Below are 23,204 nucleotides of genomic sequence, written 5' to 3'. Positions count from 1 at the left end.
GGCCTCAGGTCCGCTCGCGCTCCCCCTCGGTGTCGATGTGCGGGAGGATCCGGTCGAGCGGGCGGGGTGTCCACCAGGCGTGGCGTCCCAGCAGGGTCATCACCGCGGGGACCATCAGCAGCCGTACGACGGTCGCGTCGATGAGCACGCTCACCGCGAGGCCCAGCCCCAGCATCTTGACCACGATGTTGTCGCTGACGATGAAGGCCGCGAAGACGCTCACCATGATCAGCGCGGCGCAGGAGATGACCCGCGCGGTGATCTCCAGGGCGTGGGCGACCGAGGCCTTGGCGTCGCCGGTGCGCAGCCAGGCCTCGTGGACGCGGGAGAGCAGGAAGATCTCGTAGTCCATGCTCAGTCCGAAGATGATGGCGAACATCATCATCGGTACGTAGCTCTCGATGGGCACCTTGCCGGAGACGCCGAGCGCGGGCCCGCCCCACCCCCACTGGAAGACGGCGACGACGACGCCGTAGGAGGCGGTGATCGAGAGGACGTTGAGGACGGCCGCCTTGAGCGCCACGAGCAGGCCGCGGAAGACGATCAGGATGATCAGGAAGGACAGGGCGACGACGACGCCGATGATGAGGGGCAGCCGGCTCGCGACGATGTCCCGGAAGTCGACCTGGGCCGCTGTCGTCCCGGTGACGTAGCCCTTGGCGTCCGTGCCGGAGACGGCGGCGGGGAGGGTGTCGTCGACGAGACGGTTGGTCAGGTCGGTGGTGTCCGCGCTCTGCGGGGACTTCTCCGAGTAGACGGTGGCGATGAGGACGTCGCCGTCCTGGGTGGGCGTCAGCGAGGTCACGGTCGAGGCGCCGGCGACGGCGTTGAGGGTCTTCTGCGCCGTGGAGGTGAGGGTGTCGCGTTGTGACGACGGTACGGCGGTCTGGTCGATGACGACGGTGAGCGGGCCGTTGGAGCCCGGCCCGAAGGCGTCGGTCATCAGGTCGTAGGCCCGCCGGTCGGTGAAGGACGTGGGGTCGGCGCCGTCACCGATGTGGCCGAGCTGGATGGACAGGACGGGGATGGCGAGGATCACGACGGTCGTGACTCCCGCGGCCAGGAAGCGCCACGGCCGCCGTGCCACCCGCTGGGCGTAGCGGTGCCAGGTGCCCTCGGACACGGCGCCGGCGGCGGCGTCGGTCTCGGCGACGGGGCGCCGCACCCGGTAGCGGTCGATATGGGTGCCGATCAGGCCCAGCAGGGCCGGGACGACGGTCAGCGCGCCGAGGACGGCCGAGACGACCGTGACGGCGGCGGCGAGGCCGAGTTTGCCGATGAAGGACACGCCGGACGCGGACAGGCCGGCGAGGGCGACGATCACCGTGCAGCCGGAGACCAGGACGGCGCGTCCACTGGTGGCGGCGGCCTGCCCCGCCGACCGGACGGGATCCTTGCCGTCCATGAGGTTCTGCCGGTGACGGGTGATCAGGAACAGGGCGTAGTCGATACCGACGCCGAGCCCGATCATCGTGGCCAGGGTCGGCGAGACGGTGGCGAAGCTGAAGGCCGCGGCCAGCAGGCCGAGGCAGGCCAGCCCGCCGATGACGCTGATCAGCGCGGTCAGCAGGGGCAGCCCTGCCGCGAGGACGCTGCCGAAGCCGACCAGCAGGACGACGATCGCCACCGCGAAGCCGATCAGTTCACTCACCCGGTCGTCGGCGGCCGGCCGGGCCAGTTCACCGAGCGGTCCGCCGTACTCGACCTCGGCGCCGGCCGCGCGAAGCGGCTGGACGGCGTCGTCGACGCCGTCCAGGTAGTCGTCGTCGAGGGTGGAGGGCTGCACGTCGAACCGGACCGTGATGTACGCCGTCTTGCCGTCGGACGTGATCGGGCCGACCTTCGACGCCTGGCCGGACAGCGGATTCTGGACGGCCAGGACGTGCGGCAGTTTCTGCAGGTCGCCGACGGTCGTCGACATCTGCGAGCTGAGCGAGGTCAGGGCTTTCTGCCCGTCGTGCAGGACGATCTGGCTGCTGTAGCCGCCTGCCGCGGGGTCGTGCTGCTTCAGGACGTCCAGGCCCTGCTGGGACTGCACGCCGGGCAGGGAGAAGTCGTCGGAGTAGGTGCCGCCGTGGGAGCGGTTCAGGACCTGTAATGCCGCCAGCGCCACGAGCCAGGCCACGATGACGATCACGAAGTGCCGTGCGCACCACTCCCCCAGTCGCCGCAGTGCCCCCGGAGCGGCGGTTTCCCCTCCCTCGTCCCCGGTCCGGGCAGCTGTACGTGTAGCTGGCATGGGCCTCGTCTTCCGGTGGGCCGAGTCGTCCGATACCGCCATTAGACGCCGGGGTGATCGTCGGGGCATCCCGAGTCGGGCGGGGGTCGCTCCGCGCCGCCCGGGACGATTTTTTCGGTCCCTCGGGATGCAGGGTGAGCCTGGGCGTTGAATGGTGATAGCGGGCCCGGTGAGGGAAACCGGGACCGAGGAACTGTCCGGATCCGAGGAGCAGACATCATGCCGACGTCACCACCCGACGCGACCGGGCCGTCCGAGGACCGTGCCACACCGGACGCCCTGCTCCACACCCGCACCGGCACGGAGGTGTCACCCGAGGACGTGGTACTCGCCTCGGGCAAGGACCTCACCCCGCGCAACCTCGCATGGGCGAAGCGGAAACTGGAGGCGGAGGGCCCGGCCGCACTGGACAAGCTGCTGCCGTAGCCGGGAGTTCACCCACGTCTGCGTGGCCCCCGGGCCGCAGCACAGTCGGCCGTCGCTCTATCGAAGCGGGCACCCGGACTGCCAGACTCCTGAGGTGCCCGACTTCGACATGCTCGTCATCGGATCCGGTCCGGGCGGCCAGAAGGCCGCCATCGCCGCGGCCAAGCTGGGCCGCCGGGTGGCCGTCGTCGACCGCCCCGACATGGTCGGCGGGGTCTCCCTCCACACCGGCACCATTCCCTCCAAGACCCTGCGCGAGGCGGTGCTGTACCTCACCGGTCTCAGCCAGCGCGATCTGTACGGCCAGAGCTACCGGCTGAAGGAGGACATCACCGTCGGCGACCTGACCGCGCGCACCCAGCACGTGGTCAGCCGCGAGGTGGACGTCGTCCGCAGTCAGCTGTCCCGCAACCACATCACCCTCTACTCCGGGACCGCCCGGTTCGTCGACGACCACACCGTCGCCGTGCGTGAGGCCACCGGCCAGGAACGGCTGGTGTGCGCCGAGCACTTCGTGATCGCCACCGGCACCCGGCCGGCCCGGCCGGACAGCGTCGAGTTCGACGGCCGGACGATCCTGGACTCGGACAACGTGTTCGCCCTGGAACGGGTTCCGCGTTCCATGGTCATCGTCGGTGCCGGTGTCATCGGCATGGAGTACGCGTCCATGTTCGCGGCGCTCGGCAGCAAGATCACCGTGGTCGAGAAGCGGGCCGGGATGCTCGACATGTGCGACGTCGAGGTGATCGAGTCGCTCAAGTACCACCTGCGGGACCTGGCGGTGACGTTCCGTTTCGGGGAGACGGTGGCCGCCGTCGAACGCCACCCCCGAGGCACGCTCACCATCCTGGAGAGCGGCAAGAAGATCCCGGCCGACGCGGTGATGTACTCGGCGGGCCGCCAGGGCCTCACCGACGACCTGCACCTCGACGAGGCGGGCCTGTCCGCGGACGCGCGGGGCCGCATCACGGTCGACGAGCACTACCGCACCGAGGTGCCGCACATCTACGCCGTCGGTGACGTGATCGGATTCCCCGCGCTGGCGGCGACCTCGATGGAGCAGGGGCGGGCGGCGGCGTACCACGCGTGCGGGGAGCCCGTCGCCCGGATGCACAACCTCCAGCCGATCGGCATCTACACCATCCCCGAGATCAGTTTCGTGGGCCGCACCGAGGACCAGCTCACCGAGGACCGGGTGCCGTTCGAGGTCGGCATCTCCCGCTACCGGGAGCTGGCCCGCGGTCAGATCATGGGCGACTCGCACGGCATGCTGAAGCTGCTGGTCTCCTCCGAGGACCGCACCCTGCTCGGGGTGCACTGCTTCGGTACCGGCGCCACGGAACTCATCCACATCGGACAGTCCGTGATGGGCTGCGGCGGCACCGTCGACTACCTGGTCGACGCCGTGTTCAACTACCCGACACTCGCCGAGTCCTACAAGGTCGCCGCTCTGGACGCCACCAACAAGCTCCGCCTGATCGACCGGATCGGGGACTGAGCGTCCCGCTCAGCTCTCCTCGTCGTCCGGAAGCACGTCCGCGAGTTCGTCCTGCGGTCCGTCGGGAAGGACCGTGTCGTCCTCGACGACATGCACGGCGGCCTCCTCCGCGCCGGCGGCTCCCGCGTCGATGCCCACGTCGGAGGCGACGGCCTCCTTCGTGGTGTCGGGGTGGGCGCCCTCGTCGGGGGCGACGAGACGGCCGGCGCGGTCCGTGCCCGCCTCCGGGTCGATCGGCTCGCCCTCACCTCCGGGGGCGTCGCCGATGCCGTCGCCGGCGGGTCCGGCCACATCGGGCACCTCCTGGGCGAGGCGCTGGTCGAGGCTCTCGCCGTCGTGCTGTTCGGAGGCAGTGGTGCCGTACTTGGTGACGCCGAGCGGCTTCTCCGGCGGCGAGTAGCCCTCCGCGAGGGTCTCGTCGTACGTCCGCTCGTCGACGGCGTCCTGCAGGTCGAGCGGGGCCGCGTCCTCCTGCTCCTCATTGGTTCCGGTGGGCTGGTACGCGTCGTCCCCCATCGGTTCGGGGTTCGTCCGCTCCGTGTCCATCGTCGCCTCCCTCGCGCGTCGCGCTCGTCTGTCTCGGGTGTCCTGATCCGCGTTTCCCGCTACGGGATCTCCAACCTCAAAAGAAGTACGGGAGTGAGGCGTTCGACGACCTGGGGAGGTTACTTCCCGGTCAATCTTGAAAGCTCAATGAGTGCCGCTATCATCACACGCACACACGGTGTGACCGACTGTCCACGCAGCGACCGCGCGGTATCCGCCACCCCCTCCTTCACCTTCACCGCCCCTGACCCGAGGCCATCCCTCACGCGTCCGGGACGGCTCCACCCCCCACTCCCCTTACGCCGTCGGGGCCTTGTCCTCCCCGCGTCGTGCACGACGGAAAGCAGCGCATCCATGAGCAACTTCAGGGGCAGAGGGCTGCAGGCCAATGCCCTCGGCACGTTCGACACGGTCGTGATGGCCGTCGCCGGCAGTGCCCCGGCCTACTCGCTGGCCGCCACCACCGCGGTCCTTGTCGGCACGGTGGGCCTGGCGAGCCCTGCGGCCCTGTTGTACTGCGCCATACCCATGCTCGGCATCGCACTGGCGTTCAGCTATCTCGGCCGGATCGACGTGAACGCGGGCGCCAGTTACTCATGGGTGGGGCGTACGCTCCATCCCTTTCTCGGGTTCATCAGCGGCTGGGCGCTGGTGATCTCGGCGACCATCTTCATGGTGGCGGGCTCGCTGCCCGCCGGGTCGATGACGCTCGCTCTCTTCGACGAGCAGCTCGCGGAGAACACCGCGCTGTCCACGGTGGTCGGCGCGGCCTGGTTCGTGGCCATGCTGCTGGTCGTCCTCGGCGGGGCCCGGCTCACCGTCCGCGCACAGCTCGTCATGTCCGGGGTGGAGCTGGCCATTCTGGCGCTGTTCGCGGTCCTCGCCGTCCTCCACACCGGCAGCGCTCGCGCCTTCGACTGGTCGTGGCTCGGCTTCAGCCACTTCGACGGCGTGTCGGGCTTCGCGTCCGGCGCACTTATCGCCGCGTTCTACTACTGGGGCTGGGACGTCACCAGCAACCTGAGCGAGGAGACCCGCAACAGCCGCCGTACGACGGGGCTCGCGGGCCTCATCGGCATCGGCATCGTCTTCCTGCTGTTCGAGGCGTTCACCATCGCGGTGAACGTGATCCTCTCCTCCCGGCAGATCGAGGAGAACAACGCCAACGTGCTGGCCGTGCTCGGCGAGGAGGTCTGGCCGGGCTGGGGCGGCAAGCTGCTGATCGTCGCGGTGATGCTGTCCACCATCGCCACGCTGGAGACCACGCTCATCCAGGTCACTCGCTCGCTGTTCGCGATGGGCCGCGACCGTACGATGCCGTCCGCGCTCGGCCGGGTCCACCCCCGCTGGAACACCCCGTGGGTCGCGATCGTGGTCGTCGGCACGGTGGCACTGGTGATGCTGATCGCCTCCAACGCCCTGGGCTCGGTCGGTGACATCCTCTCCGACGCGATCTCGGCGATCGGCCTGCAGATCGCCGTCTACTACGGGCTGGCCGGGCTCGCGGTGGTCGTCGCCTACCGCAGGATGCTGCTGAAGTCGGTGGCCAACTTCGTGTTCGGCGGGCTGTGGCCGCTGTTCGGCGCCCTGTTCATGTTTTGGGTGTTCGTCGAGTCACTGAGCGAGCTGAGCACCGCCTCGGTCACGATCGGCATCGGCGGCCTGGCCGTCGGCCTGATTCCGATGCTCTGGTACTGGCGGCAGGGCAGCGACTACTACCGGCCGGCGAAGCTCGACGCCACCCGGACCGTCGAGACGGACTACGTCCCCGACGACCATGCGGACGCGCACGCCCCTGTCCACGAGGGTCTGCCCACCGACTTCTGAGGGAGACTCCGATGGCGCGAGACCGCTTCGCTCCCGACTTCGACCCCGACTGCGGGGACACCGCCCTCAGCTCGGCCCGGCACGACATCGTCATCGGCCGCTGGCAGGGACTGCGCGAACTCCTGCACGCCACCGGCCCCGACTGGCTCGCCCGGGGCCATCGGGTCCGGCTGCTCGCCCAGGCCTGTGCGAGCAGTTCGACGGCGGAGACGTGGCTCGCGGCCGAGCCGCGCGGCGCCGACCCCCTGGTGCTCTACGCGGCGACCGAGACGGCCCGGGCGTTCAACCTGGCCATCGCCGCGGGCCGGGGCGTGCCGATCGGCCGGCACCGCGTCGACAGCGCGGTCATGGCGTGCCTGCACGCCGCCGAGGCGTACCCGGACGACCCCACGCCGTGGATCTCACTGATCTCCGTGGCGCGGCTGTACCAGACGGGGGTGCGCCGGCAGGAACTGGCCCGCTGGTGGGACGAGCTGCAGGGGCGGGACCAGTACAGCGTGGAGGGCCACCTCCAGGTGCTGCACTACTACTCGTCCCGCTGGCACGGATCGCACGGCCTGATGTACGACTTCGCCCGGGACGCGGCCGGCGTGGCACCGCCAGGCTGCGCACTGCCGGTGCTGGTGCAGTACGCCCGGGTCGAGGAGTACCGGCACTCGCAGGACGCCGCGCAGGACAGCCGGGCCTCCGTGGGCCTCGGTCAGCACTGGAACAACGACGGCGCGATCAGCGACGTACGACGCACCTGGCAGCGCTGGATCATGGGCCGGACGGAGGACACGGTGGCGCCGGGCGAGCTGCGTGACGTCAACTACCTGACGCACGCGGCCTGTTGCGCGGGAGTCCAGGACGTCGCCGGGTCGCTGCTGCGGATGCTGGGGCCGCGTGCCACGCGCACCCCGTGGTCGTACACCGGCGACCCGGAGAAGCAGCTCACCAAGGGGCGCAAGGAGTTCAGGCTGCGTGCCTGAGCGGGCGGGAAAACACGGAGTGCTCCGTACCACACGGGCCGAGGGCGGTACGGAGCACTGCCGAGGGAGCCTGCTCGTCAGCAGGTGCGGCCGACGTAGTAGGCGCCGCTGATCTTGCTCGCGGAGCCCAGCCAGGACTTGCCCGGGCCGACACACCGCTCGTAGTCGGGGGCCAGGGGGACCTCCACCTTGATGACGACCCGTGAACCGTCGGAGGTGCAGTGGTTGTAGAAGGCGTCCGAGCCGGTCTCGTAGAACCCGCACGGGTCGGCCGCCGCGGGGCTCGCGGCGGTGGTCACCGCGCCCATGGAGGTGAGTACGAGGGCGGCGGAACCGAGGGCGCCGGTCACGATACGACGAACACGCAAGGGAATCTCCTTGGTCAGTGGAGGGTGAAACTGCCGACCCAGGATGGCCGGTGCGCCCCGGCGAATGATCATGTGCCGTGGCCGTTCACCTGGCGAATCGTTCTGTCGCTACGCCACTGGAGTGATCCCGGCCGGTTCTCGGCAAGCGGGAAGGCCCTCCTTGCTCACTCGGCTCCGCGCTCCGCGGCTGCCGCCAGGCCCGCTGTCCACTTCTCCTCGATGCGGGCGGTCTTCCACACCACCAGGGCGACGACCCACGTGGCGAAGAACAGGCCGACGATGACGAAGCCGAGGACGTTCAGATCGAGGCCGGTCACCCAGTTCCAGAAGGTGCCGTGCAGGCCGAGCTTCTGCGCGAGCAGGCCGAGGAGTTCGGCGGTGCCGATGAGCAGGGCGACGGCGACGGACAGGCCGGTGATGGTGAGGTTGTAGTAAACCTTGCGGACCGGCTTGGAGAAGGCCCAGCCGTAGGCGAAGTTCATGAACGTGCCGTCGATCGTGTCGAGGAGGGACATGCCGGCGGCGAACAGGACGGGCAGGCACAGGATGGCGTACCAGGGCAGGCCGGAGGCGGCGCCCGAGCCGGCCAGGACGAGCAGCGCGATCTCGGTGGCGGTGTCGAAGCCGAGGCCGAAGAGCAGGCCGAGGGGGTACATATGCCAGGGGCTGGTGATCGACTTCATGACGCGGCCGAGGAGGCGGTTCATGAAGCCGCGGTTGTTCAGCTGCTCCTCCAGGGCGGCCTCGTCGTAGTGCCCCGAGCGCATCTGCCGGAACACCTTCCAGATTCCGGCCAGGACGACCAGGTTGATGGCCGCGATGACGTAGAGGAAGGCCCCGGAGACGGTCGTGCCGATCAGGTTGGTGACGTCGTGAAGCCGTGAGTCGTCGTCGCGGACGGGCCCGGCGAGGGCCTTCACACCGAACGAGAGCAGCAGTGCCAGGACGAAGACGACGCTGGAGTGGCCGAGCGAGAACCAGAAGCCGACCGACAGCGGTCGCTGCCCCTCGCCCATCAGCTTGCGGGTGGTGTTGTCGATCGCCGCGATGTGGTCGGCGTCGAAGGCGTGCCGCATGCCGAGCGTGTACGCGGTGACGCCGATCCCGATGCCGAAGGACTTCTCGCCGATGCCGTAGTGGTGCGGCGCGACGAGCACGAGCAGCGTGAACCAGCCGATCACGTGCAGGGCCACGACCACGGCGGCCATCCCCCCCACCCTGATCCACTCCTGCCGCGTCATGGAGCCGAGGACGCGGTGCCGGGCCGAGCCCCTCTCGGGGGCGGTGGCGGGGAGGAGGGGCGGAGCGGAATCAGGGCCGGCCGTCATCGGGGGGAGGATCTTCCTGTTGTGCGTACGGCCGCGTCGAGCAGCCTTGTGCCATCCTCCGGCAGCTGCAAGTCATGTGCAGTAAAGCCCGTGACAGGTCTTCACCACGGGTGGGAAAAGTGCCCGGTCAGGAAGTCACCGGTCACGCCGTCGCGTTCGGTCCGTCCGGCCTGCCGCGGCGCTGCTCGACCATCTCGCGGCTCAGCTGCTCCGTCTCCGGTTCGGACAACCGCTCGAAGCCGTCCTCGGTGATGACCGAGACGATGGGGAAGATCCGGCGATGAATGTCAGGGCCGCCGGTCGCGGAGTCGTCGTCGGCCGCGTCGTACAGCGCGTGGAGCGCGGCCAGGGAGGCCTCGCGCCGGTCCATGCCCTTGTGGAACAGCTTCTTCAACGCGCCCCGGGCGTACGGTGATCCGGACCCCTCGGCGTGGAAGTCGGTCTTCTCGTACAGCCCGCCGACGACGTCGAAGCTGAAGATGCGGCCCCGCTCACCCTCGGGAGCCAAGGGGTCGTAGCCGGTCAGGAGTGGTACGACGGCGAGACCCTGCATGGCCTGGCCGAGGTTCTGCCGGATCATGCCGGACAGGCGGCGCGCCTTCGCGTTGAGGGTCATCGCCGTGCCCTCGATCTTCTCGAAGTGCGTCAGCTCGACCTGGTACAGCTTCACCATGTCCACCGCGAGTCCGACGGTGCCGGCGAAGGCGACCGCCGAGTAGTCGTCAGCGGGGTGAACCTTCTCCAGGTCGCGCTGGGCGATGAGGTTGCCCATGGTGGCTCTGCGGTCGCCGGCGATCAGCACCCCGTCGCGGAAGGTGAGGGCGAGCACGGTGGTGCCGTGCGGTACCTGGTCGGGGGCGGCGACCACGCCGTCCGGCAGGACCCGGCGGGTGCTGAGCAGTTCCGGGCGGTGCGCGGCCAGGAACTCGGTGAAGGACGACGATCCCGGGGTGAAGAACTCCTCCCCCAAGCGCCCGCCGTGATCGTTCCCTGTCATGGCATTCCCCCCTCGTCCGTCGACCGACAACCGGACTCCTACCAGAAGCGGGCGGCCGGGAAACGCCGGGGCGCGGTCACAGCGCTCTGCGCCGGACGAGGATCCCGAGCACCAACAGGCCCGGCAGCAACGGGATCCAGACGGTCAGGAGGCGGTAGCCGAGCACGGCGGAGGCGGCCGCGGCCGGGGGCGCTCCGGCGGCGGCGAGCGCGAGGCCGAGCGCGGCGTCGAGGGAGCCGAGGCCGCCCGGGGTGGGCAGCAGGGCGGCGGCGCAGCTCGCGGCGAGGTAGAGCAGGGCCACTAGGGCCGGGGCCAGCGGCAGCGCGACGGCCCGGGTGACGGCGATCAGGACGAGGGCGTGCAGCAGGGCGAACGCCAGCGAGCCGCCCCACAGCGCCGCCGCCCGGCGCGGTCGCGCGTGGACGGCCCGCACGTCCGCCAGCACCACGCCGAGGGCGCCTCGGCAGCGGGGCCACAGCCGGACGCCCAGCAGGACGGCACCGCCGAGAGCCGCGCCGGTGAGGGCCGCCCATCCGCCCCAGCCGGGCGGCAGCCGCAGGACGCCCGGGCAGGCGGTGGCGAGTACGACGATCAGGGCGCCCCGCGCGAGGGCGCCGGCCGCGGCCTTCACCGCGACCGCGGTCGCCGAGCGGCCTGCCGGCATCCCGCAGCGCATGAGGAAGCGCAGGTTCACGGCGCCCGCGCCGAGCCCGGCGGGCAGGACGTGGTTGGCGGCGGAGGCGGCGAACTGGGTGGCCACGAGCCGACCCGGCGGCAGCGGCCGGGTCACGGCGCCCTGTTGGGCGAGCGCCGAGCACAGCCAGGTCGCGCCCGTCGCCGCGGCACCGGCCAGCAGCCAGCCCTGGTCGGCCACGGCGAGCCGGAGGGCGCCCGTCTCCAGCACGGGCCAGTGCCGCCGGGCCAGACAGCCGGCGGCCACCAGAACGGCGAGGGCGAGGACGGTGTGCCGGTAGGCACGTCTGCGGGTGGGCGCGACGGTGATCTGCCCGGAGGTCATCCGGGCCCGTCCCGGCGGGCCGGCGTCGGTGCGATGTGCAGGTCCCGTACCGCGGACCGGTGAGTCCCCCAGTCGCGGGCGTACGAGGGGGGCGCGGCGCCGGGCCGGGTGAGGGTGGCGGTCGGCATGCGGCGGGTGGTGCGCAGGATGTCCGCCCGGGTGCTGTTGGCGTTCGGGCCGCCGGTCGCCGCCGAGGAGCAGCCGGTGTAGTAGGCGACGGGGATGGCCTCGTGGCCGGTGAGCAGACACGGCGGGCGGACGCCGAGGCGGTGCAGGTGGTCGGCGGTGCGGGCCCAGTCGCGGCGGTCGGCCGTGGTGCGGTCCACGGTGCGGTCCAGGACGGCGTACTGCACCGCCAGGTGCCCGGCAAGCCCGATTGCGACCAGGGCCGCCGCCATCGGCCGCCACCGCCCGGCCGGCGTGGTGACCAGATGGAGCAGAGCGGCCGCGACCGGGATCGCGAGCAGCGCGTAGGCGGGCTGCAGGAAGCGGGGGGCCGCGTACCCGATCATGAACAGGTACGGCACGGCGGCCGTCGTGGCGCAGGCGAGCGGCAGCAGCGTGGGCGCGGTGCGCCGGGTCCGCACCGCGACCACCAGGGCGACGACGGCGAGCAGCGGCAGGACGAACCACCAGGCCAGCACCGCCGGGTTGGGCATCGGTCCGGTGCACGGGCGGCACAGGGTCCGTCCGACCAGGCTGCGCAGTTGGTCGTCGACGGCGAGGTGCCACCCGAGTCCGCCCTGGATGTCGGAGGCCTCGGACAGTCGCCGGCCCAGGCCGCCGTAGTCGGCGTACGCCTCGACCACCCACTCCGCCGCACCCGCGACGAGCCCGCCCACGAGGGCGGCCGCGAGCCGCCACCTGCGGGCCGGGGCCGTCACCACCAGGACGAGCAGCGGCAGCGCGACCCACACGGCGTCGGCGGGCCGCATCCACGCCATGAGCGCGGCGCCCGCCGCCACACCCCACAGGGCGGCCCGGTCCGCGCGGTCGGCGCGGGCGCGCAGGAAGCAGCCGACGCACACCAGGGCACCGATCGCGACCCAGTGGTTGGGCATGGCCTGCGGGCCGTAGAAGAGCGTGATCCACAAGGTGGCGAAGAGCGCGCCGCCCAGGGCCAGGACCCGGGCCGGGAACAGGGCGCGCCATACCCGCAGGGCCAGGTAGAGGCCGAGGCCCGAGAGGACGGCGAGGTAGACGCGCAGCAGCTCGGTGGAGGTCGACCAGGACGCGACCGGCGCCACCAGCAGGGAGACGCCCCGGGCGCGCGGGGCGCTGAAGAAGGCCGCCGGAGCCTGGGTGCCGACCTGGCTGACGTAGACCGTCTCGTCCCAGCCGAGGCCGATGCCGGGGCGCACGAGGAGCAGTTGGGCGAGCGTGAAGGCTGCGGCCACGGCCGCGAGCAGCCACTCGCCCCGCGTGCGCCAGGACGTGCCGGGGCCGGGCGCCGGTTCGCCGCGTCGCAGACCGACGAGCATGGCGTGCGTACCGTGGGCCATCGTCCACCCTCCCCCTGGCAGGTGAGTGCAGGGAATGCGGGGAATACGGGGAATGCGGGAAAAACATAGACAAACTAACCCGCTTCGGACTGGTGTGCAGGGTCGAAATCGGCCAGGTGCCTGAAGCCTCGGCGGGGCAGCCACGTACGCGACCAGGTCCTGCCGGCCCGGTTCTCGGGCCTGCAGGACCTGGTCGAGCGACTGGACTCCGCGCGGTCAGCGCGGGTTGGGGATGCGGTGCGGGGGTTGTTCCGGGGCCGGGCGCGACTTCTGCGCCGGGATCCCGCGGACGACGGGGCCCTCCCCGTTCACGGTCAGCGGGGTGCCGTGGTGGCGGATGGTCAGCGGGTCGCCCGCGACCAGCGTGTACGTCGCCTTGTCCGGGCCGATCTCCACGCGCAGACGACGGCCGAGGAGCTGGAGGGTGAAGGCGAGCCGGCTGAACCTGTCGGGCAGTCGCGGGGCGAAGCGGAGCGAGTCGCCGTCGCGGCGCAGGCCGCCGAATCCGGCGACCAGAGCGGTCCAGGTGCCGGCCAGAGAGGCGATGTGGAGTCCGTCGCGGGTGTTCTGCTCCAGGTCGGCGAGGTCCATCAGGGCCGCCTCGGCGGTGTAGTCGTAGGCGAGAGCGAGGTGGCCGGCCTGGGCGGCGACGACCGCCTGGCAGCACGCCGAGAGTGAGGAGTCCCGTACCGTCAGGGGCTCGTAGTAGGCGAAGTTGCGGGCGATCTGCTCCTCGTCGTGGTACTCCTCGAACCAGCCGCTGCACGTGTACATCGCCAGGACCAGGTCGGCCTGCTTGACGACCTGCTTGCGGTAGAGGTCGAAGTAGGGGAAGTGCAGCAGCAGCGGGTACTGGTCGGCGCTCGTACCGGCGAAGTCCCAGCGCTGGTAGCGGGTGAAACCCGCGTGCTGTTCGTGGACGCCGAGTTCGTCGTTGTAGGGGATGTGGACGGCCTCGGCGGCGTCCCGCCAGCCGGCGCTCTCCTCCTCGTCTACGCCGAGCCGGGCCGCCTGCTCCGGGTGGCGTTCGCAGGCGTCGGCGGCGGACAGGAGGTTCGCCCTGGCCATGAGGTTCGTGTAGAGGTTGTCGTCGGCTACCGCGCTGTACTCGTCGGGGCCGGTGACGCCGTCGATGTGGAAGACACCGTGGTGGTCGTGGTGGCCGAGCGAGCGCCACAGGCGGGCGGTCTCCACCAGGAGTTCGACGCCGGTGTCCCGTTCGAAGTGGGTGTCGCCGGTGGCCGCCGTGTAACGCACCACGGCGTCGGCTATGGCGGCGTTCACATGGAAGGCGGCCGTGCCGGCGGGCCAGTACGCGGACCCTTCCGAGCCCTCGATGGTCCGCCAGGGGAACGCGGCGCCGCCGAGGCCGAGTTGCTGGGCGCGTTCCCGGGCGGCGGGCAGGGTGTTCTGCCGCCAGCGCAGCGCCTCGGCGACGGAGTCGGGCGCGGTGTAGGTGAGCAGGGGCAGGACGAAGGTCTCGGTGTCCCAGAAGGCGTGCCCGTCGTAGCCGGAGCCGGTCAGTCCCTTGGCGGGGATGGCCCGTTGTTCGGCGCGGGCACCGGCTTGCAGGACGTGGAAGAGGGCGAAGCGGACGGCCTGCTGGATCTCCTCGTCGCCGTCCACCTCGACGTCGGCGCGGGCCCAGAAGTCGTCGAGGTACTCCTGCTGTTCGTCCAGCAGGCCCTGCCAGCCGCTGTGGGCGGCCGCCGCCAGCGCCGCCTCGACCTGGTCGCTCATCGCGGGCCGGGAGCGGGCCCCGGACCAGCCGTGGGCGACGAGCTTCTCGACCCGCAGGCGTTGCCCGGGTTCCAGGACGGAGGTGACCGTCAGCCGGGACACGTCCACGTTGCTCTCGCTGTCGGTCGTGGTCCGCTCGGGTCCGTCGATGACGTGGTCGGCGGCCACGGCGATCCGGAATCCGCTGCGGCGGGTGCGGTGCACCAGGCGCAGCCGCGACCCGGAGGCGAAGTCCTCCTCGGGCTCCAGGGGCGACTTCAGGGCCTGGGCGGCGCGCGGGTCGCCGTTCGGCTCGGGCAGGCTCTCGTTGGCGACGAGTTCCGACTGGATCACCACCCGGGTCCGGCTGTCGACGGGTTCCACCTCGTACGCCACGGCCGCGATCGCCCGCTGCGTGAGCGAGACCAGCCGGGTCGAGCGCACCCGGATGCGGGAGCCGGCCGGGGAGATCCACTCGCAGGTCCGCTCCAGCACTCCCCTGCGCAGGTCCAGGGTGCGTTCGTGGGCCACGAGCCGGCCGTAGCGCAGGTCGAAGGGCTCGTCGTCGACCAGCAGCCGCAGCACCTTGCCGTTGGTGACGTTGATGACCGTCTGGCCGGACTCCGGGTAGCCGTAGCCCGCCTCGGCGTAGGGCAGCGGGTGGAGCTCGTACACGCCGTTGAGGTAGGAGCCGGGCAGGCCGTGGGGTTCGCCCTCGTCGAGGTTGCCGCGCCAGCCGACGTGGCCGTTGGACAGCGCGAACACGGACTCGCTCTGCGCGAGGACGTCGAGGTCGAGGTCCCTCTCGCGTACGGCCCAGGGTTCGACGGTGTACGCCCTTTCGGTGATCACGCCTTGCCTCCCAGCTCGGCCAGGTCCTTCACGACGACGTTCGCGCCGTGCGCGTACAGGGCGTCGGTCTGGCCGACCCGGTCGACGCCGACGACGTGCCCGAAGTGGCCGGAGCGGCCCGCGTCCATGCCGGCCAGTGCGTCCTCGAAGACGGCGCAGCGCGAGGGGTCGACGCCCAGGTCCCGGGCGGCGGCCAGGAAGGTGTCGGGGCGCGGCTTGCCCGGCAGTTTCCGTTCGGCGGCCACCACACCGTCGACGCGTACGTCGAAGTAGCCCTCGGCGTCGATGGCGCGCAGCACGTCGCGGCAGTTGGCGCTGGAGGAGACGATCGCGGTGCGCAGGCCGCGCGCGCGGACCGCTTCGAGATAGCGCAGGGTGCCGTCGTAGGCCTCGACGCCGTCGGTGCGGATCTTCTCCAGCACCAGGTCGTTCTTGCGGTTGCCCAGGCCGTGCACCGTCGGGGCGTCTGATGGGTCGTCAGGGGCGCCTTCGGGCAGTTCGATGCCGCGGGAGGCGAGGAAGGTGCGGACGCCGTCGGCCCGGGGGCGGCCGTCGACGTACTCGTCGTAGTCGGCGTCGCCGAACGGCCGGAACTGCTCACCCTCACGTTCGCGCAGGAACGCGTCGAACATCTCCTTCCAGGCGGCCGCGTGCACGACGGCCGTCTTGGTGACCACACCGTCGAGGTCGAAGAGGCAGGCCAGGATGTCTTCGGGAAGACCGAGCTCCGTCATACAGACACGGTTCCCCACGAGAGCGGGTCCAGTGAGTGGCGCACGCCACACAGGGCGCACTTCACGACACACTCTTACGCCCCTCTTGGTGCGCCGGGTCAGTCGTGCGGGAACGAGTGGTGCTCGTGTGCGACCAGCCAGCGGCCCCGTTCCTTGCGCAGACCGAAGGTCAGCCTCAGGCGCACGCCGGGGTGCTCGGCGAGTTCCTCGGGTGAGGCGCAGCGCAGCAGCGCGTGGGCGTAGGCGACGTCGGTGCCGGCCGTGACGTCGAGGGTCTCGATGTCGAAGCAGGCGCCCTGGGCCTGCCACCCGAAGAACGGCGGCCAGGTCGCCCCGTAGGCGGCCAGGCCGTGGATGCCCTCGTGGGGCGGCGCCACGTTGAACATCACGAGGTCCTCGGCGTGGCCGGCGAGGACGCCGTCGAGGTCGCCCCGGTGGACGGCCTCGGCCCAGTTGGTGATCAGCGTGCGGATCTGCGCCTGGTCGTCGGACATGGAATGGATCCCTCCTCTCGTCCGGACCAGAGTGCCCTGCCCACCCGAAGTCATCGGCTCGACGCCGGGTGACAGACTCGGTCGCGTGCCCCTGACCTTCGACGACCTCCTCACCCGGGCCCGGGCCCTCACCGCCCACGGCCGCCGTGCGCTCCTCGGCATCGCCGGCAGTCCGGGCGCCGGCAAGACGACGCTCGCCGAGAACCTGGTGCGGGCGCTCAACGCCGACGGCGACCCGTGGGTGGCGCACGTCCCCATGGACGGCTTCCACCTCGCCGACGTCGAACTCGACCGCCTCGGCCGACGCGAGCGCAAGGGCGCGCCCGACACCTTCGACGCGGCGGGGTACGCGGCACTGCTGCGGCGGCTGCGCGTCCAGGAGCCGGACGGCGAGACCGTGTACGCGCCCGGCTTCGAACGGGTGCTGGAGCAGCCGGTCGCGGGCGCGATCCCGGTCCCGCCGGCCGCCCGGCTGGTCGTGACCGAGGGCAACTACCTGCTGCTGGACACGGGCGCCTGGGCGCGGGTCCGGGCCGAGCTGGACGAGGTGTGGTTCTGCGAGACCGACGAGGAGGAGCGGGTACGGCGGCTGGTCGCCCGGCACGAGGAGTTCGGCAAGGGCCACGAGGAGGCGGTGGCCTGGGTGCTGGGCTCCGACGAGCACAACGCCGAGCTGGTCGCCGCGACGCGCGAGCGGGCGGATCTGGTGGTGCGGGACCTTCTGGGGCAGCCGCAGGTGCGGCAGCCGCGGGGGGCGGTCCGTCAGCGTGCCGCGGCGGACCGGGAGCGGTCCGGCCTGCCGGGTGGCTCTAGGCGAGGGGGTCGTGGCCCCAGTTCATGAGGGAGTGGCGCCACGGGGTGTCGGTGACATCGCCTGCCGGGCGCTGCTTGACGTGCCGGTGGACGTAACCGACCACTTTGCGCATGTGTGCGACGTCGTCGTCGCTGAGGTCGGCCTTCTTGGTGCGGAGCAGTTCGACGATCCGCCGCCCGGAGGCGTGCCCCACGCTCTCCCCGTCCCCACCGCCCGTGCTCTGGCCGACGCTCTTGGACTCGTCCGTCTCCAACCACTTCTCCAGCCGGCCCGGCGTCATGTTGACGGCCTCGGCGAAGGCGTCCAGCGTGGCCTTCCGGTCCTGGTCGTCACCCTGGTCGGCCATCAGGAGTCGTCGCCCTTCCTGCGCAGGGCGTCGGGCTTGTGGACCGCGGAGCGGCCCGTCTTGTCGCTCTCCACCTCGTACTGCGGTTCGTCTTCCGAGGCGTCCACGGTCCGGCCGGCCGCCTCGGTGCGCTCCGTGATCTTCCTGGTGACCTTCCCGGGGACCTCCTGCCCGTGGCTCTTCCAGGTGACCTTGTCGCCTTTGCGGGGTTTCTTCTTCGTCATGCGGCCAGGTTCAGGTCCGGCACCATACTTGGCACGTACATCCGAATGGGCGGACCGCGGCGGTACTCCTGTCAACTCTCCATGCCTGAGTGGCCATGGCCGTCCCGGTCACACGACAGGTGCGGGCCGACGGGCGCGCAGTGCGACGGTCAGTGTGTGCGGGCCGAGTCCACCGATGTAGACGCGGTTCCCGGTCGTCGCGTCGGTGCCGCCCACCACGGTGTAGTCCTGACCCGGGTCGTAGCGCAGTACGTCGCTCCGGTCCGGCCCGGCTAGCGGTTCGCCCGCCTCGACGTCGGCCTCGACCCGGATCTCGTCGTCCCCGACCCGGTAGGTCATGGAACCGGTCGTCAGGCACCAGCGTCCGTCACCGATCGGTACGGCGCCCTCTGGCACACCTCCCGGCCGGAAGGTCAGTTCGAGGGCCCAGGGCACCCGGGGTCCGCTGATGTCGATCCGCAGGTCGGCACCGTCTTCCCTCAGGTCCACCTCGACGCGGGTCGTGTGGGAGACCTCGTCCCGAGGCCGATCCGGGAAGGCCATCGAGGCCGAGAAACGTCCGTCGTCCACCAGTCGGTAGACACCGTCGTCCCGCCTGTCGTCCTTCGGGAGCGGCTGGTAGTAGGCGGCCGTGAGGGTTTCGGTGAGCCGGTACCGGTTGTCGGCGAGCTGCTCCATGCCGGCGGCTCGGAACGGGCCCAGATCGAAGAACCCCCGCGAGAGGCGGACCGCGTCGAGGACGGCGTCGCCGGCGAACAGGCGCAGGAAGGTGGGGTTGCAGGCGAGGCCCGAGCGGATGCGCCGGTGCTCGGGCACGTCGGAGCCGCCGTACACCACCGTGTGCGCGTCGGTCGACGCGCGGGCGGCGAGGCGTGCGGTGGTGAGGTACCGGTCGCGCGGAACGGTCTCCGCGGTCGGGGCCGGCAGGGCGCGGCACAGGTCCGGGGTGAGGAGGGTCTCGGCGAGCAGGTCGGGGTCGTCGATACCGCCGGCGGCCGCCAGCCGCGCCACCCGGGCGAAGTCGCCCCGGCCGGTGCGGATCGCGAGCAGCCGGTAGTGCGGCAGGTAGGGCGCCAGCGGGAACGCGTGGTTCTGGTCCTGCCGTCGCGAGTGGACGGTCTCCACCGTGCCGTCGGGCCTGATCAGGTCCAGGGTCGTGGCGAGATTGCGTTCGACGGCGTACAGCAGGTCGGCGCGGCCGAGCACTTCGGCCAGCAGCAGCAGCGACGGGTTGGACACGTGGGCCGCGTAGTTGGCGCTCCGTTCCGAGTACAGGCCCTCCGCGTCGATGTCGACGCCCTCGGCAAGCCACTCCTCGACACGGTCGAGCAGCCGGTCGTCCGGGAACGACCGGTGCAGCCGGGCCAGCGCCGCGCACAGCTCCCAGCGATGGTTCGGGGTGTGCACCCCGCCCGTCAGGAGGCTGCCCGAGACGGCGCCGGCGATCTCGGCGAGCGCTGCCGTGACGTCGCGCAGCTCCGGCCCCCCGTCGGCGGCGAGGACGTGCGCGTCGCACACGTCGTTGACGGTGAAGGCGGAGTCCGGCGGTGACTGCACGTTGTCGCCGCCGGCGAAGAGGCCGGTGGTGGTCTGCGCGGCCCGCAGGGCGCGGAGGTGGGTCCTCGCGGCGGCGACGGCCTGCCCGCTGCTGTGCAGTGCGGAGTCCGGGGAACGGTATGCCGCGACCAGGGTCTTGACCCGCCGCGCCAGGCCGCGGTGCGGCACACCGGCGGGTTCCTCGTCGGGGCGGGCCGCGAGCGGGGCGGCCAGCCGGTCGGCGGCGCGGGCCGCCGCGCGGACGAACTCGTGGTCGAGCGGGGTGGGCAAGGTCAGTCCTTCAGTCCGGCGTTGATGTCGGCGTTCATGACGTACTTCTGGAACACCAGGAAGACGACGATCAGCGGGACCATGGAGATGACCGATCCGCCGAGCAGCACCGACCAGTTGATGTTCTGCGCGCCGACGAGGCTCTGGATGCCGATCTGCACGGTGAACTTCTCGGGGTCGTTGAGCATCAGCAGCGGCCAGATGTAGTCGTTCCACCTCCACTGGAACGACAGGATGGCGAGCGTCAGCATGATGGGCCGGGAGAGCGGCACCATGATCCTCAGGAAGATCGACAGCTCACGCGCGCCGTCGATGCGGGCGGCCTCGATGAGCTCGTCGGGGACCGTCAGGAAGAACTGGCGGAACATGAAGCACCCGGTCGCGGTGAGCAGGGCCGGGAGGATGATGCCGGAGAGCGAGTTGTAGAGGCCGAGGTCGCGGACCACCAGGAACAGCGGGGCGAGCATGACCTCGGCCGGCAGCATCGTGGTGGCCAGGATGCAGAGGAAGAAGGCCTTGAGCCATTTGTTGTCGTACTTGGCCAGCGCGTACCCGGTGCAGCAGCTGACCCCCACCGTGAGGATCGTCGCGATCACGCACACGATGATCGTGTTGATGAAGTACCCGGAGAAGTTGGCGCTTGCCCACGCTTGCTTGTAACCCGACACGGTGGGGTCGTCCGGGAACAGCGTCAGCGGAAGGGAGAACAGGTCTCCCGCCGGCTTCAAGGAGCTGAGGACGAACCACAGCACCGGCAGCCCGTAGAGGCCCGCCAGGACCCACAGCAGAGTCGTCGGGGCAATCGCGCGCCGAAGCCCGCCGCTCGCCGCGCCGCGGGACCGCTTCCTGGAGACGGCCGGCACGGAATCGGCGTCGGCCTTGCGCAGTGTGTCTGTGGTTGTCATCGGTTCTCCACCCGCCGGTTGACCATCATCTGGATGATCGCGACGCCCATCAGGATGAGCATGAGCACGAACGACGCGGCGCTCGCGTAGCCGATCTGGCCCGTCTTGAACCCCGTCTGGTAGATGTACTGGACAAGCAGGTTGTTCGACGTTCCGGGTCCACCGTTGTTGAGGGAGGCGAACACCGCGTATTCCTTCATCGCGTGGATCGTGTTGAGCAGGATGACGATGAAGGACGTGGGGGCGATGCTCGGCAGGGTGATGCTGATGAACTGGCGCCACGGACCGGCGCCGTCGAGCGCCGCCGCCTCGTAGTACGACGTCGGTACGTTCTTGATCGCCGCGATGAACAGCAGCATGGAGAAGCCCGTCCAGGCCCAGGCTGCCGCCACCACGACCACGATCAGTGACAGGTCCGCGTTCGACTGCCATGGAACGGCGCTTCCGCCGACCTTCTCGATGAGGTAGTTGACCAGTCCGAAGTTCTCACCGAACAGCCATCGCCACAGGACACCCACGATGATGGGCGACAGCAGCCACGGGATGAAGAAGAAGATGCGGGCGACCGACGCGCCCTTGGCGTGCTTGCTCACCAGCACGTTGGCGATGAGCAGCGACAACACGAAGTTCAGCGGAACGAAGAGCACGGTGTACAGCAGCGTGCGGGTCGTCGCGGCGTAGAAGGTCGAGTCCCCGAGCAGCTTCTGGTAGTTGTCCAGTCCGACGAACTGGAACGCCCCTACGCCCGTGTAGTTCGTGAAGGAGTAGACGAGCCCGATCACCGCCGGCCAGACGAAGAACAGCGCGAAGAGCACGACATTGCCCGTGATGAGGACGAGCGGTGCGAGGGTGTACTTGCTTCGTCTCCTGGGCGGGCTCACGGACACGTCCGAAGCGTCCGAGGCGCGTTTTGTCATCTTCCTGACTCCGTGCTGGTGGAATGGGTCCTGGGGGCTCAGGCCATGAGCCCGGCATCACGTGGAGTGGGGTCCGCGGGCCCGGGCGGCGGTGTCTCGACCCCGCCGCCCGGGCCTGCCTGCCTACACTCAGCCGCCGACCTGCTGGTTGTAGCCGTCCACGATGTTCTGCAGGGCCTTGTCGGCCGACTGCTCGCCGTTGATCGCCTTGCCGAGCTCCGCCTTGGTCGGGTCGTCGGCGAGGCTCTTGCCCTTCAGCACCCAGTTCGTCTGCGCGCTGTTGAAGTAGCCGGAGATCGGGTCGTAGAGCGGGATGGACTCGTTGTAGAGCTTGAACGCCGCCTGCGCCGCCTCGGACTTGAAGGGGTACTTCGGGTTCAGACCGGTCTCGACCGGCAGGAAGCCGGAGGCCTCGCACAGCGCCTGGTAGTGGTCGGGCTCGTACAGCCAGGACAGGAACTTCTTCGCGGCGGCGGCCGCGTCGGCGTTGTTGTTGAAGCCCACCGTCATGCCGCCGCTGTTGACGTCACTGGCCTGCACCGGCTGGGCGGGAGTCGGGACGCTCGCCCACTCGAACTTCGTGATGCTCTCCGCGTAGGCGGCGACCTGCCACACGCCGGACCAGTAGGCGACGACGTCACCGCTCTGGAACATGGCCGACGGGTCGGCGCCGCTGGTCCACACCGACTTCGGCATGGTCTTGTCGTCGTTCCATCCGACGAAGGTGTTCACGGCCTTCTTGGTCGCCGCGTCCACCGAGAACTTGCCGGAGTCGTCGGCGTGGACGTACTTCCCGCCCATCTCGTACACCATGGCGCGCAGCCGGGACGGCGACTGGTCGAAGGTCAGGGAGTACTTGGCGTCGGTCTTCTCCCGGACCTCGTCCGCCGCCTTGATGAACTCGGTCCAGGTCCACGTCTTGTCGGGCGAGGTCGGGTAGTCGACGCCGGCCTTCTCGAAGAGCGACTTGTTGATGAACATGCCGGACGCGGTGACGTCCGAGGGGATGGACAGCACCTTCCCGGACGAGTCCTTGGCGACGAAGTTGCCATTGATCTTGTTGGTCTTGTTGTTGGCGATCGAGCTGAGGTCGATCAGCTTGTTCGACCAGATCGGGTCCAGCGCCGGCACGGCCGCCACGTCGGGCAGCGAGTTCGCCTGCGCGGAGTTGCGCAGCTTCGTCGTGTAGCCGTCGTAGGGGATGTTGACGAGCTTGACCTTGACGCCGGTTTCCTTCTCGTACTGCGCCACCATCTTCTTCCAGCCCGCGTCCTGCCCCGGGACCGTGGAGATCCAGAACGTCAGCGACTTGGAGGTCCCGCCCGAGTCGGATCCCCCTCCGCAGGCGGTAAGCAGCAGGGCACCTGCCGTGGCAACGGCAGCGAGGGGAGCCAGGCGGCGCATACCGCCGCGGCCGAGTCGGCGAGAGCGCCGCACACCCACAGTGGTCATCTTCGATCCCTTTTTTTCGGTAGGGGACGGAGCACGGCGCCAGCCGAGGCGGCACGGGTGCATTTTGCAGGGAATTTCGCTTTCCGGAGCACGGCCTCGCCCGGCCGCGCCATCCTGACGGGTGGGATCCCCGGCCGCCATGGCCGTCGTCACGCGAGCACGCCATCGCGCGGCTGCCGTACCTTCGGGTACGGGCGGGA

Annotated in this window: 21 protein-coding genes; 5 read left to right on the top strand and 16 right to left on the bottom strand. The window is 70.5% G+C overall.

What is annotated here, in order from left to right; all coding sequences use genetic code 11:
* Positions 1–4: 4 nt before the first annotated feature.
* Positions 5–2,239 (bottom strand): MMPL family transporter, encoded by a 2,235-nt coding sequence (locus KUM49_RS18400; RefSeq protein ID WP_217237938.1) that lies wholly within the window; start codon positions 2,237–2,239, stop codon positions 5–7.
* Positions 2,240–2,458: 219 nt separating this feature from the next.
* On the opposite strand from KUM49_RS18400, the gene KUM49_RS18395 reads away from it, so the two are divergent.
* Both KUM49_RS18395 and sthA read left to right on the top strand, forming a co-directional pair.
* A complete protein-coding gene (locus KUM49_RS18395; RefSeq protein WP_217237937.1) occupies positions 2,459–2,665 on the top strand; it encodes a hypothetical protein in 207 nt (68 codons plus the stop codon).
* 94 nt (positions 2,666–2,759) lie between these two features.
* The gene (sthA, locus tag KUM49_RS18390; protein ID WP_217237936.1) at positions 2,760–4,163 is read left to right on the top strand and encodes a Si-specific NAD(P)(+) transhydrogenase; all 1,404 of its coding nucleotides are present in this window, start codon (positions 2,760–2,762) and stop codon (positions 4,161–4,163) included.
* Between the two features lie 9 nt (positions 4,164–4,172).
* On the opposite strand, the gene KUM49_RS18385 is transcribed toward sthA, so the two are convergent.
* Positions 4,173–4,709: a DUF5709 domain-containing protein gene (locus tag KUM49_RS18385; protein WP_217237935.1), complete on the bottom strand. Its 537-nt coding sequence runs from the start codon at positions 4,707–4,709 to the stop codon at positions 4,173–4,175.
* 354 nt (positions 4,710–5,063) lie between these two features.
* On the opposite strand from KUM49_RS18385, the gene KUM49_RS18380 reads away from it, so the two are divergent.
* The gene (locus KUM49_RS18380) at positions 5,064–6,536 is read left to right on the top strand and encodes an APC family permease (RefSeq protein WP_217237934.1); all 1,473 of its coding nucleotides are present in this window, start codon (positions 5,064–5,066) and stop codon (positions 6,534–6,536) included.
* 11 nt (positions 6,537–6,547) lie between these two features.
* A complete protein-coding gene (locus tag KUM49_RS18375; RefSeq protein ID WP_217237933.1) occupies positions 6,548–7,507 on the top strand; it encodes a hypothetical protein in 960 nt (319 codons plus the stop codon).
* Positions 7,508–7,584: 77 nt separating this feature from the next.
* Here KUM49_RS18375 and KUM49_RS18370 read toward each other — a convergent pair whose 3' ends face one another.
* From KUM49_RS18370 to KUM49_RS18335, 8 genes are all read right to left on the bottom strand, one after another.
* Positions 7,585–7,857: a DUF6355 family natural product biosynthesis protein gene (locus tag KUM49_RS18370; RefSeq protein ID WP_217238242.1), complete on the bottom strand. Its 273-nt coding sequence runs from the start codon at positions 7,855–7,857 to the stop codon at positions 7,585–7,587.
* 182 nt (positions 7,858–8,039) lie between these two features.
* Positions 8,040–9,203, bottom strand: coding sequence for a HoxN/HupN/NixA family nickel/cobalt transporter (locus KUM49_RS18365; protein WP_217237932.1), 1,164 nt, complete (start codon positions 9,201–9,203; stop codon positions 8,040–8,042).
* Between the two features lie 142 nt (positions 9,204–9,345).
* Positions 9,346–10,200 carry a proteasome subunit beta gene (gene prcB, locus KUM49_RS18360; protein ID WP_217237931.1) on the bottom strand — a complete coding sequence of 285 codons (855 nt, stop codon included), beginning with the start codon at positions 10,198–10,200 and terminating at the stop codon, positions 9,346–9,348.
* A gap of 76 nt (positions 10,201–10,276) precedes the next feature.
* Positions 10,277–11,218 carry a lysylphosphatidylglycerol synthase domain-containing protein gene (locus KUM49_RS18355; RefSeq protein WP_217237930.1) on the bottom strand — a complete coding sequence of 314 codons (942 nt, stop codon included), beginning with the start codon at positions 11,216–11,218 and terminating at the stop codon, positions 10,277–10,279.
* Positions 11,215–12,720 (bottom strand): hypothetical protein, encoded by a 1,506-nt coding sequence (locus KUM49_RS18350; protein WP_217237929.1) that lies wholly within the window; start codon positions 12,718–12,720, stop codon positions 11,215–11,217. Before KUM49_RS18350 ends, KUM49_RS18355 begins: the two co-directional genes overlap by 4 nt.
* Before the next feature lie 216 nt (positions 12,721–12,936).
* Positions 12,937–15,291, bottom strand: a complete 2,355-nt coding sequence (locus tag KUM49_RS18345; RefSeq protein ID WP_217237928.1) for a glycoside hydrolase family 65 protein — start codon at positions 15,289–15,291, stop codon at positions 12,937–12,939.
* Positions 15,288–16,025 (bottom strand): beta-phosphoglucomutase family hydrolase, encoded by a 738-nt coding sequence (locus KUM49_RS18340; protein ID WP_217237927.1) that lies wholly within the window; start codon positions 16,023–16,025, stop codon positions 15,288–15,290. The genes KUM49_RS18345 and KUM49_RS18340 overlap by 4 nt, the downstream gene beginning before the upstream one ends.
* Before the next feature lie 98 nt (positions 16,026–16,123).
* Entirely contained in the window at positions 16,124–16,519 is a 396-nt protein-coding gene (locus KUM49_RS18335) for an SgcJ/EcaC family oxidoreductase (protein WP_217237926.1), read from the bottom strand.
* A gap of 85 nt (positions 16,520–16,604) precedes the next feature.
* On the opposite strand from KUM49_RS18335, the gene KUM49_RS18330 reads away from it, so the two are divergent.
* The gene (locus tag KUM49_RS18330) at positions 16,605–17,360 is read left to right on the top strand and encodes a nucleoside/nucleotide kinase family protein (RefSeq protein WP_217237925.1); all 756 of its coding nucleotides are present in this window, start codon (positions 16,605–16,607) and stop codon (positions 17,358–17,360) included.
* Here KUM49_RS18330 and KUM49_RS18325 read toward each other — a convergent pair.
* The 6 genes from KUM49_RS18325 to KUM49_RS18300 all read right to left on the bottom strand — a co-directional run bounded on the left by KUM49_RS18325 (position 17,329) and on the right by KUM49_RS18300 (position 23,004).
* The gene (locus KUM49_RS18325) at positions 17,329–17,679 is read right to left on the bottom strand and encodes a DUF3140 domain-containing protein (RefSeq protein ID WP_217237924.1); all 351 of its coding nucleotides are present in this window, start codon (positions 17,677–17,679) and stop codon (positions 17,329–17,331) included. The two genes, KUM49_RS18330 and KUM49_RS18325, sit on opposite strands and share 32 nt — an antisense overlap.
* On the bottom strand, positions 17,679–17,903 hold the full coding sequence (locus KUM49_RS18320; RefSeq protein ID WP_217237923.1) for a DUF2945 domain-containing protein: 225 nt from the start codon (positions 17,901–17,903) through the stop codon (positions 17,679–17,681). Before KUM49_RS18320 ends, KUM49_RS18325 begins: the two co-directional genes overlap by 1 nt.
* Before the next feature lie 108 nt (positions 17,904–18,011).
* A complete protein-coding gene (locus tag KUM49_RS18315; protein WP_217237922.1) occupies positions 18,012–19,730 on the bottom strand; it encodes a hypothetical protein in 1,719 nt (572 codons plus the stop codon).
* Between the two features lie 2 nt (positions 19,731–19,732).
* The gene (locus KUM49_RS18310; RefSeq protein WP_217237921.1) at positions 19,733–20,635 is read right to left on the bottom strand and encodes a carbohydrate ABC transporter permease; all 903 of its coding nucleotides are present in this window, start codon (positions 20,633–20,635) and stop codon (positions 19,733–19,735) included.
* Positions 20,632–21,552, bottom strand: a complete 921-nt coding sequence (locus KUM49_RS18305; RefSeq protein WP_217237920.1) for a carbohydrate ABC transporter permease — start codon at positions 21,550–21,552, stop codon at positions 20,632–20,634. The genes KUM49_RS18310 and KUM49_RS18305 overlap by 4 nt, the downstream gene beginning before the upstream one ends.
* A gap of 129 nt (positions 21,553–21,681) precedes the next feature.
* Positions 21,682–23,004: an extracellular solute-binding protein gene (locus tag KUM49_RS18300; protein WP_217237919.1), complete on the bottom strand. Its 1,323-nt coding sequence runs from the start codon at positions 23,002–23,004 to the stop codon at positions 21,682–21,684.
* Positions 23,005–23,204 lie beyond the last annotated feature (200 nt).

Origin of the sequence: Streptomyces sp. AC555_RSS877, from assembly GCF_019049245.1 — a bacterium.
Taxonomy (GTDB): Bacteria; Actinomycetota; Actinomycetes; order Streptomycetales; family Streptomycetaceae; genus Streptomyces.
This window is presented reverse-complemented; position numbering and strand designations above follow the sequence as displayed.